Source organism: Serpentinimonas maccroryi (genome assembly GCF_000828915.1).
Taxonomy (GTDB): domain Bacteria; phylum Pseudomonadota; class Gammaproteobacteria; order Burkholderiales; family Burkholderiaceae_C; genus Serpentinimonas; species Serpentinimonas maccroryi.
In genome coordinates this window covers 1,634,066-1,646,809 of the sequence record NZ_AP014569.1, presented here as the reverse complement: position 1 = coordinate 1,646,809, position 12,744 = coordinate 1,634,066, and the positions used below count along the sequence as shown (strand labels likewise).

Sequence of the window (12,744 nt, the reverse complement as noted above, 5' to 3'; positions counted from 1 at the left end):
AGCAACTTGTCGCTTCATCAAGCAGCCAAGTCTACACACCCACCCGCCCCTAGCGCTGCTGCCCCTGCGCCCGCAGGGCGCGCAGCATCTGCGCTGGGTTGCCGTTGGGGGCGGCGCCGTCGCATAGGCCGGCGCGGGCCAGCGCCCACGCGGGGCGGCCGGCGGCGTGGTCGCGCCAGTCTTGCCAGGGGGTTTGGCCGGCGCTGATCCATAGTCCGGCGTCGGAGTTGAAGGGGTTGTTCAGCGGCAGTTGCGCCGGCGACCAGCGCGCATAGGTGCGCGACTCGTTGCTGCGGCAGCGCAGGCCTTGGTGCATCACGTTCACGGCACCGCTGGCGCTTTGCGCCACCACCACGAAGCGAATCACGCCATCGGCCCCCAGTTGCAGCGTAGCGGGCACGAGCGCAAAGCGCAGCGGCGAGTCCACGCCCACCTCGAAGGGCACCAGGCCCTGGGTGCTGAAGGCCGGCGGCGCCGGGACGGGCCCTTCCTGCCACTGCTCGCCATCGGTCAAAAACAGGGACTGCGCGGTGGCGGGTGCCACGGCAGCGTGCAGGGCCACGGCCAGCGCCAGGGCGCCTAGCTGGCGTGCAACAGGGGTTGAAGGGCGCAGTTTGATCATGGGGGGGTAGGGCGAGCCGGCGTGGCAGGCGCAACAGGCGTTTGCACCGCGGTGTCAAACTGGGGATTGGGCTCGAAGGTGGCGCCTGGGGGCAGTTCCATGTGTGCGGGCATATTCACAGGCATGTGCACGGGCATTGGGTGCGAGGCCGCGCCGGCACCGCTGGCCGTGCTAGGTGGGGTGGGCCGGCCTACGCTGGCCAAGCTGGGGCGCGGGTGCAGCAAACCCCGCCCACTGCGGTGGCGGGTGTCGGCGGGCAGGTGGCGTGCCAGTTCGGTGAGCGCCATTTCATAGACGCCGCGCTTGAACTCGACCACCACGTCTAGGGGCACCCAGTAGTCGTGCCAACGCCAAGCGTCGAACTCGGGGTGCGCGGTGGCGCGCAGGTTGAGCAGCCAGTCGCCGCCGAGCAGGCGCAGCAGGTACCAGATCTGTTTCTGGCCCTTGTAGTGGCCGCGTGCATCGCGGCGGATGTAGCGGTCCGGCACTTCGTAGCGCAACCAGTCTCGCGTGCGGGCCACGACGCTCACGTGTTCGGGCTTGAGCCCGACTTCTTCGTGCAGTTCGCGGTACATGGCTTGCTCGGGGGATTCGCCCCGGTCGATGCCACCTTGCGGAAACTGCCACGAATGGGTGCGTATGCGTTTGCCCCAGAACACCTGGTTTTTCTGGTTGAGCAGAATGATGCCGACATTCGGCCTAAAGCCGTCTCTGTCAAGCATAATCAACCCCAATTTTTAAACTGTCCCGATTATGCACGGTCTGCGCCCTTTTGGGGGCCTCGTGTGGGGTCTCTGCGGCCTTGGGCGCAAGCGTCAGCGGCGCCCAGGGTGGCCCCAGTGGGCTTGCGGGTGCCAGTCGGGAACGCACGCACGCCTATGAAAGCCTCTCAGTTCTTTATCTCCACCCTCAAAGAAGCCCCCACCGACGCCGAAGTCGCCAGCCACCGCCTGATGCTGCGCGCCGGGCTGATCAAAAAACTCGGGGCCGGTATCTACACCTACCTGCCCATGGGGCTGCGCGTGATCCGCAAGGTCGAGCGCATCGTGCGCGAGGAGATGGACGCCGCTGGCGCGATCGAGCTCACCATGCCGGTGGTGCAGCCGGCCGAGCTCTGGCAGGAAACCGGGCGCTTCGAGAAGATGGGGCCCGAGCTGCTGCGCATCAAAGACCGGCACGAGCGCGACTTTGTGGTGCAACCCACCAGCGAAGAGGTGGTGACCGACCTCGCGCGCCAAGAGCTGCGCAGCTACAAGCAGCTGCCCAAAAACTTCTACCAGATTCAGACCAAGTTTCGCGACGAGCGCCGGCCGCGCTTTGGCCTCATGCGCGGGCGCGAGTTCACCATGAAAGACGCCTACAGCTTCGACCGCGACCGCGACGCGGCCCAGGCCAGCTACCAGGCCATGGCGGCGGCGTACCGGCGCATATTTGAGCGCTTCGGGCTGCGCTACCGCGCCGTGGCCGCCGACAGCGGCGCCATCGGCGGCGACCTGAGCGAGGAGTTTCAGGTGATTGCCGCCACCGGCGAAGACGCGATCGTCTATTGCCCGCACAGCGACTACGCCGCCAACCTCGAAAAAGCCGAGGCGCTGGCTCCAGCCGGCCCGCGCCCGGCCCCGAGCCAGCCGCTGACGCTCACGCCCACGCCGGGCCGCAGCACCTGCGCCGACGTGGCCGAGCTGCTCGGGCTGCCGCTGGCGCGCACCGTCAAATCGCTGGTGCTGGCCACCGACGAGATCAACGAGCGCGATGAACTCGTGGGCAGCCGCATCTGGCTGCTGCTGCTGCGCGGCGACCACGACATGAACGAGGTCAAGGTGGGCAAGCTGCCGGGGCTCAACCTGGGCTACCGCTTTGCCACCGAGGCCGAAATCATGGCCCACTTTGGCACCCGCCCGGGCTACCTAGGGCCGATCGGGCTCAAGCGGCCGGTGCAGGTGCTGGCCGACCGCGAAGTGGCGCTGATGGCCGACTGGGTCTGCGGCGCCAACCAGGCCGACCACCACCTCACCGGTGTCAACTGGGGCCGCGATTTGCCCGAGCCCGACCTAGTGGCCGACATCCGCAACGTGCTGCCCGGCGACCCTTCGCCCGACGGCGCAGGGGAACTGCTGATCGAGCGCGGCATCGAAGTCGGGCATGTGTTCTATCTGGGCACCAAGTACAGCCGCGCCATGAACGCCACTTTTCTAGACGAAGACGGCAAACCCAAACCGTTCGAGATGGGCTGCTACGGCATCGGCATCACGCGCTTGCCGGCGGCGGCGATCGAGCAAAACCACGACGAGCGCGGCATCATCTGGCCCGACGCCATCGCGCCGTTCACGGCAGTGATCTGCCCCATCGGCATGGAGCGCAGCCCGGCGGTGCGCGAGGCGGCCGAGCGGCTCTACGCCGAGCTCAAGGCGCTGGGGGTCGATGTGCTGCTCGACGACCGCGGCGAGCGCCCGGGGGCGATGTTTGCCGACTGGGAGCTGATCGGTGTGCCGCACCGCATCACGGTGGGCGACAAGGGCCTCAAAGACGGCCAGATCGAGTACCAGCACCGGCGCGAGGCGCAAGCGAGCAAGCTCGAGCTGGCGCAGGCATTGCCATGGTTGCGCGAGCGGCTGGGGGTGTGAGCGGGTGATGGCAGCGTGCGAAGCCAAGGGCTGCTGGAGCCGCCGCCGCTGGACGGTGGCCATGGCTGGCGCTGCTGCAGCCACAGCCGCCGCGTGGCCGCCGCGCCCGGCGGCTGCCAGCCAGCTCGAGGAGCCGCTGGCCGATTCGGTGCGCCACGCCTTGCGCGCAGCGGTCGAGCACGCCGACCCGCTCGAGCCCGAGTTTGCCAGCACCGAGGCGCGCATGGCCTACCTGCGCTGGCTGACGCAAATCAGCCCGCGGCTGGCGCGGCGCAAGCCCGACTTGAACCAGCGCGTGGAGTTTTTGCAGACCGTGTGGTACGAGAGCCGCCGCGCCGGCCTCGATGAGTCGCTGGTGCTGGGCCTGATCCAGGTCGAGAGCGGCTTCAGGCAGTTTGCGATCTCGGTCGTGGGGGCTCGCGGTTATATGCAGATCATGCCCTTTTGGGCGCGGTTGATCGGCGATGGCGACGTGGGCGGCCTGTTCCACCTCAAAACCAACCTGCGCTTTGGCTGCGTGATTATGCGCCACTACCTAGACCGCGAACGCGGCGACCTGTTTATGGCGCTGGGGCGCTACAACGGCAGCCGCGGGCGCAGCCCCTACCCAAACGCCGTGTTTGCGGCGCAGCGGCGCTGGCAGATCGGTTAAAAGCGCTGGGACTAAACCGCCGGGTTTCAGGCCTTGGAGGCGCTGGAGGCGGCAAGCACCTGCTGCAGTTCGCCCGATTCGTACATCTCCATCATGATGTCGGAGCCGCCGATGAATTCGCCGCACACGAACAGCTGCGGAATCGTGGGCCAGTTGCTGTAGTCCTTGATGCCTTGGCGGATTTCGGGGTCTTCGAGCACGTTCACGGCCTTGACGGCGCTGGATTCGACGCCGCAGGCTTTGAGAATTTGCAGCGCACGGCCCGAAAAGCCGCACATGGGAAAGGTGGCGGTGCCTTTCATGAACAGCACGACGTCGTGCGTTTTGACTAGGCTGTCGATGCGTTGTTGGGTGTCGCTCATGGGGGTGGGTGGGATGGCAAGGGGAAGGCTTGAAAAGTGACGGATTATCCCTCAGCTCCTGTTTTTCTGCAGCGCCTAAAACCCTACGGGCTGCAGTGGCTGGCTTGGGGCAACGCCAGTGCGCAGGCGTGGGCGCTGGCCCAGGCCCACTGGAAGTTGTAGCCGCCCAACCAGCCGGTCACGTCCACCACTTCGCCGATGAAGTACAGCCCGGGTTGGGTGGATTCCATGCTTTGCGAGCGCAGCTGGCGCGTGTCCACGCCGCCACGCATAACTTCGGCCTTGGCCCAGCCCTCGTCGCCGTGGGGCGTGGGTGCCCACTGGTGCAGGCTGGCCGCCAGCTGCGCCAGCGCCTTGTCGCTGCAATCGCTCACGGGGCGCTGCCAGTCGGGGCGGTGTTCGGTCCAGGTGTCGCACAGGCGCTGCGGCAGCTGCTGGGCCAGCTGGTTGGGCAGCCGTTTGCGCACGCCCGCTGCCTTGGCCGCCAGCAGCGTGGCTTCGAGCGGGGCTTGGGGGTGCAGGTCGATGCGCAAGGGCTGACCGGGGTTCCAGTAGCTCGAGATTTGCAGCCCTGCCGGGCCGCTCAAACCGCGGTGGGTAAAGAGCAGGTCTTCGTCAAAAGCCATGCCCTGTTTTTTGTTGCCGGTTGCAATGTGCACCGGCAGCGCCAAGCCCGCCAAGTGCGCGAAGGGGGCCCAGCCAGAGGGTTCGAAGGTGAGCGGCACCAGCGCTGGCCGGGGTGCGACGATGGGCAGCCCAAACTGCTGCGCCAGCCGCAAGCCCCAGTCGCTGGCGCCGATCTTGGGCACCGGCAGGCCGCCCGTAGCCACCACCACAGCGTGTGCAGCCACCGCGCCGCGCTCGGTTTCGAGCCGGTAGGAGGCGCTGCCCGGTGCGCCGTCGTGCCAGTGCACGGCGCGCACGCCGCAGGGCTGCCAGTGCGTCACGCCGCCGGCGCCGCATTCGTGCAGCAGCAGAGCGATCAGGTCTTGCGCCGAGCGGCTGCAAAACAACTGGCCTTTGTGTTTTTCTTCGAAGGCCACGCCGTGGCGCTGCAGCAAGGCGATGAAGTCGGCCGGGGTGTAGCGCGCCAGCGCCGAGCGGCAAAAGGCCGGGTTCTGGCTCAGGAAGTGGCGCTGCGGCTGGCGCGGGTCGAGCTCGCGGTTGGTGAAGTTGCAGCGCCCGCCGCCCGAGATACGGATTTTTTCGGCCACCTTGGGCGCGTGATCGAGCAGCAGCACGCGCAAGCCGCGCTGGCCGGCGATGCCGGCGCAAAACAGGCCCGCCGCGCCCGCGCCGACGATGACGACGTCAAAAACCGGGGTCATGCAAGCAGTCGGGGGTGCGCGGGCTTTGGGCTCACTGCCGGCCCAGCAGCAGGTATTCCATCAGGGCTTTTTGTACGTGCATGCGGTTTTCGGCCTCGTCCCAAACCACGCTCTGCGGGCCGTCGATCACTTCGGCCGCCACTTCTTCGCCGCGGTGCGCGGGCAGGCAGTGCATGAACAGCGCCTCGGGGTGGGCTTGCGCCATCAGCTGTGGGGTCACGCACCAAGCGCCAAAGGCGTGCTGGCGGGCGGCGTTTTCGGCTTCGAAACCCATGCTGGTCCAGACGTCGGTGGTCACCAGATCGGCGCCGGCGCAGGCCTGCAGCGGGTCGTCAAACACCTGCCAGCAGTTGGCCGCAGCGGCCACGCCCGCGATTTCGGGTTTGACCTCGTAGCCGCTGGGGGTGCTCACGCGCACGCCAAAGCCCAGAATCTGTGCCGCCTGCAGCCAGGTGTTGGCCATGTTGTTGCCGTCGCCCACCCAAGCCACCGTCATGCCGCGCAGCGCGCCCACGTCGAGCGTGCCGTCGGCGCGCCGGCCGCGGTGCTCGAGCCAGGTAAACAGATCGGCCAGAATCTGGCAGGGGTGGAATTCGTTCGTCAGGCCGTTGATCACCGGCACGCGCGAGTGCGCGGCAAAGCGCTCGATCTTGCTCTGCTCGTAGGTGCGGATCATCACCAAGTCGGTCATGCGGCTGATGACGCGCGCGCTGTCTTCGATCGGCTCGGCGCGCCCAAGCTGGCTGTCGCCGGTGGTCAGGTGCACCACGCTGCCGCCCAGCTGGTACATGCCGGCCTCGAAACTGACGCGGGTGCGCGTGCTGGCCTTCTCGAAAATCATGGCCAGGGTACGGTCGCACAGGCTGTGGTGCTTTTGGTAGGTTTTGAACTTGTGCTTGATCAGCCAGGCGCGCTCAAACAGGTAGGCGTACTCGGCGGCCGTGAAATCCTTGAACTGTAGGTAGTGCTTGATGGCGGTGGCTGACATGGAGGGCGCTCTGAAGGGTGGGTGGGTTTAGGCGGCCAGGGGCTCAGCCAGCAGTCGCTTGATCTGGGGCACGAGCAGGGCCACGATCTCGTCGGCCTCGGCGCCGCTCAAAATCAGCGGCGGCACCAGCCGCACCACGCGCTCGGCGGTGACGCTGATGAGCAGCCCGGCTTCGGCGCAGCGCTCGACCAGCACGGCGCAGGGGCGATCGAGCTCGATGCCGACCATCAGCCCCTTGCCGCGCACCGCGCGCACGCCGGGCTCGTGCATGAGCTGGGTGCTGAGCAGGGTCTGCAACTGAAAACCGACCTTGGCCGCGTGCTCGAGCAGGCCGTCTTCTTCCATGATGCGGATGGTCTCGATGCCGGCGCGCAGCGCCAGCGGGTTGCCACCAAAGGTGCTGCCGTGGTTGCCGGGCTGGAACAGCTGCGCGGCTTTGGGGCCCGCCACCACGGCGCCGATCGGCACCCCCGAGCCCAACCCCTTGGCCAGCGGCATGACGTCGGGCAATATGCCGGCCCACTGGTGCGCAAACCACTTGCCGGTGCGCCCCATGCCGCACTGCACTTCGTCGATCATCAGCAGCCAGTCGTTGGCGTCGCACAGGGCGCGCACCTGCTGCAGGTAGTCGGCGCTGGCCGGGTGCACACCGCCTTCGCCCTGAATGGCCTCGAGGAACACCGCCACCACGTTCGGGTTGCCAGCGGTGGCGCGGCGGATGGCCTCGGCGTCGTTGAGCGGCACGCGGATGAAGCCCTCGACCAGCGGTTCAAAGCCGGCCTGCACCTTGGGGTTGCCGGTGGCGCTCAACGTGGCGATGGAGCGTCCATGAAAAGCCTTTTCATAGACCACGACCTCGGGCCGTGCGATGCCTTTGTTATGGCCAAACTTGCGCGCCAGCTTGAGCGCGGCCTCGTTGGCCTCGAGCCCGCTGGAGCAGAAAAACACATTGCTCAAACCAGAGCGCTCGACCAGCAGCTGCGCCAGTTGTTCGGTGTAGCGGTGGTGGTAGTAGTTGCTGATGTGCATCAGGGTGCCGATCTGCTCTTGCAAGGCTGGCACCAGCTTGGGGTGCGCGTGCCCGAGCGTATTGACGGCAATGCCGCCCAGCGCATCGAGGTAGGCCTTGCCGTGCACGTCCCAGACGCGGCAACCCTTGCCGTGCGAGAGCTCGATCGGCAAGCGCCCGTAGGTGTTCATGACGTGCGGTTGCACCGGGGCGGCTGGCAGCATGGATCGAGTCCTGATCGAAAAGTGGGTGATGGGAAGGGAGAAGGGCGATGTCTGACCCTCGGCGCCGCCAAGGGTTAAAGCGAACATTGTAGGCGCAGCTCGAGGGGCGGGGGCGGGGAAGCCGCGCGCAAGTCTTCTATAAGATAGAATACTTTATCCACCCATCGGTCTCTACCGGTTCACCATGTGCAGCGAGCGATCCTCGGCGGCCGCTGGCGAGCCACCCTTTAAGGCCTGAACCCCCATGGTCTCCCCGAGCGCCAATGAAGTCTTCATTCAGGGCCGCACCCGCAGCGGCAAACCCTTTCGCCCCAGCGACTGGGCCGAGCGCTTGTCCGGGGTGATGAGCCCTTTTCACCCAGCAGGGCGGATGCCGGGTGCGCACTTGGGCTACTCGCCTTGGTGCAATCCGAAGGTGATCAACGGCGTCAAGTGCGTGGTGCTCAACACCGCCTTGCGCGACTACGATCCCATGGCTTGGGACTTCGTGATCGGTTTCGCACGCGACAACGAGCTGGAGGTGGTGGAGGCGTGTTTGCTTCCCGATGGGGGTTCGATCAACCCTGCACCAGGTGCTTCAACCCCATAAGCTTGGTTTTGAGTGCTTCAGCGCTGTTGGCTTATGGTGAGCAGGCTCGTTCAAAAACAACAAACCGCCCCGAGAGGCGGTTTATATTTTTGAGATCGGGATTTGCTGGCAGCGCACCCGGTTCAAACGGCAGGCTGTGCGGGGGTTAAGCAGCCCCCGAGCCTGGGCGGTCGGTCTGGCTGGTGCTCAGGCCGCTGCGGCGCTGGTGGCTAGGGCCTTGACCTTGGCCGACAGGCGGCTCTTGTCGCGAGCGGCCTTGTTTTTGTGGAAAATGCCTTTGTCGGCGACCGTGTCCACCACGCTTTGCATCTGGGCAAAGAGCGCGCTGGCTTGGGTCGTGTCGCCGGCCAGCACGGCCTTTTCGACCTTCTTGACGGCGGTGCGGTACTGGGAGCGCAGCGAGGTGTTGGCGGCGTTGAGTTTGACGTCCTGGCGCGCGCGTTTGCGGCCTGAGGCCAGACGGGGGTTCTTTTTCTTCGGCTTGGTGGCCATGTGTGGGTTCCTTGGGTTGTTTGTGGATGTTGCCAGCAAAACCCTGCATTATAGACGTCTGCCGCCGCTTGGGGCTAGGAATAGACTGCTGTTTTTTGCAGTCTTTGATCGCGGTCAAGCTGCTGTAAGGGCGGGCAGGATAGAATATTCTGGTGCAGTTTTTGACTGCCTGCAAATGTGTCTGGCACGGCCTGCGTGCTGACATTTTTATCCCTTGCTGTCCTCGATGCACACCACACCAGACCCCTTGAGCGGCGTGCAGCCGCACCCAGCCGCAGCCTCTGCTGCCCCTGAGCGCCCGGTTCCTGCCGGGGCTCCGCTGCCACACCGCAAGGTCATCCGCGGCTGGATCACGCCGTTGGCCGAGCGCCGCACCGCCATCGCGGTGGCGCTGCTGGTGCTCGATTGGGCCATTTTTGCTGCCCTGATCGCCGGCACCATTTTGCTCCAGGCTTGGTGGGCCAAGCTGCTGTGCGCGCTGGCGGCGGGTTTCGTGATCGGGCGCCTGTTCATCATCGGGCACGATGCCTGCCACCAGAGCTACACCCCGCACCGCGGCCTGAACCGGGTGCTGGGGCGCATCGCCATGATCCCCTCGCTCACCCCCTACAGCCTGTGGGAGGTGGGTCACAACGTGGTGCACCATGGCTACACCAACCTCAAGGGCGTCGATTTCGTCTGGGCGCCGCTGACCAAAGCCGAGTTCGAAGCGCTCTCGCCTGGCCGCCGCGCCCTCGAGCGCATCTACCGCAGCGGCTGGGGCCCGGCGCTGTACTACCTGATCGAAATGTGGTGGCTGCGCATGTTTTTCCCGCGCAAAACCTACATGGGCACGCAGCGGCGCGAGTTCATTTGGGATGGGGTCTTCGTCTCGGCGGTGGCGCTGCTGTGGATCGCCGGCCTCGTGTGGGCGGCGCTGGCCACCGGGCAGGCGGTGTGGCTGCTGGTCGTCATGGGTTTCGTGGTGCCGTTCCTGTTTTGGAACGCCATGATCGGCTTCGTGGTCTATGTGCACCACACCCACACCAGCGTGCAGTGGCACGACGACAAACACCTCTGGGCCAAGGCCGCACCCTTCGTTTCAACCACCGTGCACCTGAAGTTTCCCTACCAAATCGGTGCGTTGGTGCACCACATCATGGAGCACACCGCGCACCATGTGGACATGAGCGTGCCGCTGTACAAGCTCAAAGAGGCGCAGCAAAAGCTCGAAGACATGCTGCCCGGGCGCATCATCGTGCAGCAGTTCAGCTGGCGCTGGTACTTCGAGACCGCGCGCAAGTGCAAGCTCTACGACTTCACCCAGCGCTGCTGGACCGACTTCCAGGGCCGCCCGACCAGCGCGCAGGCGCCTTCGTACGCCGTTTGAGCCGAGCCGCCGTTTTCTTGAGCCCCTTCTCTGGCGCGGCTCAGTGCCGGTTGGGTTGGGATTGATCGTCCTATCGCGTTGCGGCCGCGCAACAGCTCGCCCGTTTGCGTTTCTTGCTTTGTCACGATGTGGTGCGACAATCCGCCTTAGATGAATCCTGCTTTTTCTGAACTCTCGCTGGCCGAGCCGCTGGCCCGTGCCGTAGCCGAACTCGGCTTCACATCCATGACGCCGATCCAGGCGCAGGCCATTCCGGTGGTGCTGCAAGGCCGCGACGTGATGGGCGCCGCCCAGACCGGCACCGGTAAAACGGCGGCCTTCTCCTTGCCGCTGCTGCAGCGCTTGCTCAAGCATGCCAGCGCCTCCACGTCGCCGGCGCGGCACCCGGTGCGCGCACTGGTGCTGCTGCCCACGCGCGAGCTGGCGGTGCAGGTGGCGCAACAGATTGAGCTCTACGCCAAATACACCGATCTGCGCAGCACGGTGGTGTTTGGTGGCATGGACATGAAGCCGCAAACCGCCGAACTCAAGCGCGGCGTCGAGGTGCTGGTGGCCACGCCGGGGCGGCTGCTGGACCACATCGAGGCCAAAAACTGCGTGCTCAACCAAGTGGAATACGTGGTGCTCGACGAAGCCGACCGCATGCTCGACATCGGCTTTTTACCCGACTTGCAGCGCATCCTGTCGTATTTGCCCAAGCAGCGCACCACCTTGTTGTTCTCGGCCACTTTCTCGACCGAAATCAAGCGCTTGGCCTCGAGCTACCTGCAAGACCCGGTGACCATCGAGGTCGCGCGCTCCAACGCCACCGCTGCCACCATCGAGCAGCGCTTTTACCGCATCGAAGAAAACGACAAGCTGCAGGCGCTCAAACAGGTGCTGCGCGAGCGCGAGATCGGCCAATCGTTTGTGTTCGTCAACAGCAAGCTCGGCTGTGCCCGGCTGGCGCGCACACTCGAGCGCGACGGCTTCGTGACCACGGCGCTGCACGGCGACAAGAGCCAAGACGAGCGCCTCAAAGCGCTCGAGGCCTTCAAAAGCGGCGCGGTGCAGCTGCTGGTGTGCACCGATGTGGCGGCACGCGGGCTGGACATCAAAGACGTGCCGGCGGTGTTCAACTTCGACATCCCCTTCAACGCCGAAGACTACGTGCACCGCATTGGCCGCACGGGTCGTGCTGGGTCGTCTGGGCAGTCTTTTTCTTTTGTCAGTGGGCGCGATGCCAAGTCGCTGGCCGACATCGAAAAACTGCTCGGAAAAAAGATCGAAATCGAGCCGCTGGAGCTCGAATCTGACCGGCGCCGCTTCGGTGGCGAGCCGGGCCGCATCAACGACGGCCAGCGCCTCTGGCACGACCCGCGTGGCAGCAGCGAGGTGCGCACCCTGCGCCTGCAGCGGGCAGCGCGACCGGCCGCCGACCCGTTCTTTGAGCAGCCCTACCAGCCCAAGCTGGCACCCGAGGCCAAGCCCGAGTGGGAGCTGCAGTCTGCCAAGGCAGGCACGGGGGCGCGCACCGGTTCGCCGTTCATCCGCTCCAAACGCAAGGTGGCGGCTTTGTTCAAGGCTGCGGTTGTGGTCGAGTCTGGCGCTGCATGCGAGCAACTGCCCAATCCCGAGCCGGTTTCCTGAGCGGCCGGGTTTTCAGCGCCCCGGCTTTTGTTCCTGCGGGCATTGCACCTTGATGATTTGCGGCGTATGCGTCGAAGCGGCTGCGGGCAACCGGGCCGCGCTCAGGCAGCCGCCCCAGACGCAGCCGGTGTCGAGCGCCAGCAAATCGGGCCGCTTCAGCGGCCCCAGCGTGGACCAATGACCAAAAGCGATCGGGGTGCCAGCCGTCAGGCGGCCCGGCACCTCGAACCATGGCAGGTAGCCGGCAGGCGCGGCGGCGGAGCTGTCTTTGCTGGCGAACTCCATGCTGCCGTCGGCGCGGCAAAAGCGCAGCCGCGTGAGCGCGTTCACCACCACGCGCCAGCGCTCAGTGCCTTGCAGCCCCTCGCTCCAGCGCTCGGGCTGGTCGCCGTACATGTGCTGCAAAAAATGCCCGAACTCGGGCCCGGCCAGCTGCTGCGCCACTTCGGCGGCCAGGGCCAGCGTCTGCGCCGCCGTCCACTGCGGCAGCACGCCGGCGTGCACCAGCAGCCAGCCCTGCACCTGCAGGGCCAGCGGGCGTTGGCGCAGCCAGTGCAGCAGGGCGAGCGCGTCGCTGGCTTGCAGCACGTCGCCAAAGCTGTCATGGCGGCTGGCGCGTCGCACCCCGTGCGCCACCGCCAGCAGGTGCAGGTCGTGGTTGCCCAGCAGGCAGTGCGCGGCGCCTTCGAGGGCGCGCAGGCGCCGCAGCACCGCCAGCGAGGCCGGGCCGCGGTTGACCAGATCGCCCAGCAGGTAGAGCGTGTCGCGGCTGGGCGAAAAATCGATTTTGTGCAGCAAGCGCTGCAAGGCGGCGTCGCAGCCCTGTACGTCGCCGATCAAGTAATTAGGCATAAAC

The 12,744-nt window shown here is 66.1% G+C and carries 13 protein-coding genes; 5 read left to right on the top strand and 8 right to left on the bottom strand.

Annotated features, from left to right (window positions below):
• Nucleotides 1–49: 49 nt before the first annotated feature.
• Nucleotides 50–622, bottom strand: a complete 573-nt coding sequence (locus tag SMCB_RS12175; RefSeq protein ID WP_052468451.1) for a CNP1-like family protein — start codon at nucleotides 620–622, stop codon at nucleotides 50–52.
• A complete protein-coding gene (locus tag SMCB_RS07560; protein WP_045536018.1) occupies nucleotides 619–1,344 on the bottom strand; it encodes an RNA pyrophosphohydrolase in 726 nt (241 codons plus the stop codon). Before SMCB_RS07560 ends, SMCB_RS12175 begins: the two co-directional genes overlap by 4 nt.
• Nucleotides 1,345–1,500: 156 nt before the next feature.
• Between SMCB_RS07560 and SMCB_RS07555 the strand changes: the two genes are divergently transcribed.
• Together SMCB_RS07555 and SMCB_RS07550 are read left to right on the top strand one after the other, a co-directional pair.
• On the top strand, nucleotides 1,501–3,246 hold the full coding sequence (locus tag SMCB_RS07555) for a proline--tRNA ligase (protein ID WP_045536016.1): 1,746 nt from the start codon (nucleotides 1,501–1,503) through the stop codon (nucleotides 3,244–3,246).
• Nucleotides 3,247–3,307: 61 nt separating this feature from the next.
• The gene (locus tag SMCB_RS07550; protein WP_045537831.1) at nucleotides 3,308–3,898 is read left to right on the top strand and encodes a lytic transglycosylase domain-containing protein; all 591 of its coding nucleotides are present in this window, start codon (nucleotides 3,308–3,310) and stop codon (nucleotides 3,896–3,898) included.
• A 26-nt stretch (nucleotides 3,899–3,924) separates the two neighbouring features.
• On the opposite strand, the gene grxD is transcribed toward SMCB_RS07550, so the two are convergent.
• The 4 genes from grxD to SMCB_RS07530 all read right to left on the bottom strand — a co-directional run bounded on the left by grxD (nucleotide 3,925) and on the right by SMCB_RS07530 (nucleotide 7,809).
• Nucleotides 3,925–4,260 (bottom strand): Grx4 family monothiol glutaredoxin, encoded by a 336-nt coding sequence (gene grxD, locus SMCB_RS07545; RefSeq protein WP_045536014.1) that lies wholly within the window; start codon nucleotides 4,258–4,260, stop codon nucleotides 3,925–3,927.
• Nucleotides 4,261–4,343: 83 nt separating this feature from the next.
• Entirely contained in the window at nucleotides 4,344–5,588 is a 1,245-nt protein-coding gene (locus SMCB_RS07540; protein ID WP_045536012.1) for a BaiN/RdsA family NAD(P)/FAD-dependent oxidoreductase, read from the bottom strand.
• 31 nt (nucleotides 5,589–5,619) lie between these two features.
• The gene (gene argF / locus SMCB_RS07535; protein WP_045536010.1) at nucleotides 5,620–6,576 is read right to left on the bottom strand and encodes an ornithine carbamoyltransferase; all 957 of its coding nucleotides are present in this window, start codon (nucleotides 6,574–6,576) and stop codon (nucleotides 5,620–5,622) included.
• A gap of 27 nt (nucleotides 6,577–6,603) precedes the next feature.
• Nucleotides 6,604–7,809, bottom strand: a complete 1,206-nt coding sequence (locus tag SMCB_RS07530; protein ID WP_045536008.1) for an aspartate aminotransferase family protein — start codon at nucleotides 7,807–7,809, stop codon at nucleotides 6,604–6,606.
• A gap of 244 nt (nucleotides 7,810–8,053) precedes the next feature.
• On the opposite strand from SMCB_RS07530, the gene SMCB_RS07525 reads away from it, so the two are divergent.
• Nucleotides 8,054–8,398 carry a DUF3579 domain-containing protein gene (locus SMCB_RS07525; protein ID WP_045536006.1) on the top strand — a complete coding sequence of 115 codons (345 nt, stop codon included), beginning with the start codon at nucleotides 8,054–8,056 and terminating at the stop codon, nucleotides 8,396–8,398.
• Between the two features lie 186 nt (nucleotides 8,399–8,584).
• On the opposite strand, the gene rpsT is transcribed toward SMCB_RS07525, so the two are convergent.
• Entirely contained in the window at nucleotides 8,585–8,890 is a 306-nt protein-coding gene (gene rpsT / locus SMCB_RS07520; protein ID WP_045536004.1) for a 30S ribosomal protein S20, read from the bottom strand.
• Between the two features lie 226 nt (nucleotides 8,891–9,116).
• Here rpsT and SMCB_RS07515 point away from each other — a divergent pair, with 226 nt between their 5' ends.
• Both SMCB_RS07515 and SMCB_RS07510 read left to right on the top strand, forming a co-directional pair.
• Complete coding sequence (locus tag SMCB_RS07515) at nucleotides 9,117–10,259, top strand: fatty acid desaturase (protein WP_045536002.1); 1,143 nt, start codon at nucleotides 9,117–9,119, stop codon at nucleotides 10,257–10,259.
• 150 nt (nucleotides 10,260–10,409) lie between these two features.
• Nucleotides 10,410–11,888: a DEAD/DEAH box helicase gene (locus SMCB_RS07510; protein ID WP_045536000.1), complete on the top strand. Its 1,479-nt coding sequence runs from the start codon at nucleotides 10,410–10,412 to the stop codon at nucleotides 11,886–11,888.
• A gap of 12 nt (nucleotides 11,889–11,900) precedes the next feature.
• Here SMCB_RS07510 and SMCB_RS07505 read toward each other — a convergent pair whose 3' ends face one another.
• Nucleotides 11,901–12,740 carry a symmetrical bis(5'-nucleosyl)-tetraphosphatase gene (locus SMCB_RS07505; RefSeq protein WP_045535998.1) on the bottom strand — a complete coding sequence of 280 codons (840 nt, stop codon included), beginning with the start codon at nucleotides 12,738–12,740 and terminating at the stop codon, nucleotides 11,901–11,903.
• Between the last annotated feature and the right edge of the window lie 4 nt (nucleotides 12,741–12,744).

Excerpts from the sequence above, each read along its gene's own strand:
- rpsT (WP_045536004.1), bottom strand. The coding sequence starts at position 8,890 with ATGGCCACCAAGCCGAAGAAAAAGAACCCCCGTCTGGCCTCAGGCCGC.
- SMCB_RS07525 (WP_045536006.1), top strand. The coding sequence starts at position 8,054 with ATGGTCTCCCCGAGCGCCAATGAAGTCTTCATTCAGGGCCGCACCCGC.
- SMCB_RS07555 (WP_045536016.1), top strand. The coding sequence starts at position 1,501 with ATGAAAGCCTCTCAGTTCTTTATCTCCACCCTCAAAGAAGCCCCCACC.
- SMCB_RS07505 (WP_045535998.1), bottom strand. The coding sequence starts at position 12,740 with ATGCCTAATTACTTGATCGGCGACGTACAGGGCTGCGACGCCGCCTTG.
- SMCB_RS07530 (WP_045536008.1), bottom strand. The coding sequence starts at position 7,809 with ATGCTGCCAGCCGCCCCGGTGCAACCGCACGTCATGAACACCTACGGG.
- SMCB_RS07560 (WP_045536018.1), bottom strand. The coding sequence starts at position 1,344 with ATGCTTGACAGAGACGGCTTTAGGCCGAATGTCGGCATCATTCTGCTC.
- SMCB_RS07540 (WP_045536012.1), bottom strand. The coding sequence starts at position 5,588 with ATGACCCCGGTTTTTGACGTCGTCATCGTCGGCGCGGGCGCGGCGGGC.
- SMCB_RS07515 (WP_045536002.1), top strand. The coding sequence starts at position 9,117 with ATGCACACCACACCAGACCCCTTGAGCGGCGTGCAGCCGCACCCAGCC.
- grxD (WP_045536014.1), bottom strand. The coding sequence starts at position 4,260 with ATGAGCGACACCCAACAACGCATCGACAGCCTAGTCAAAACGCACGAC.
- SMCB_RS07510 (WP_045536000.1), top strand. The coding sequence starts at position 10,410 with ATGAATCCTGCTTTTTCTGAACTCTCGCTGGCCGAGCCGCTGGCCCGT.
- SMCB_RS12175 (WP_052468451.1), bottom strand. The coding sequence starts at position 622 with ATGATCAAACTGCGCCCTTCAACCCCTGTTGCACGCCAGCTAGGCGCC.
- argF (WP_045536010.1), bottom strand. The coding sequence starts at position 6,576 with ATGTCAGCCACCGCCATCAAGCACTACCTACAGTTCAAGGATTTCACG.
- SMCB_RS07550 (WP_045537831.1), top strand. The coding sequence starts at position 3,308 with ATGGCTGGCGCTGCTGCAGCCACAGCCGCCGCGTGGCCGCCGCGCCCG.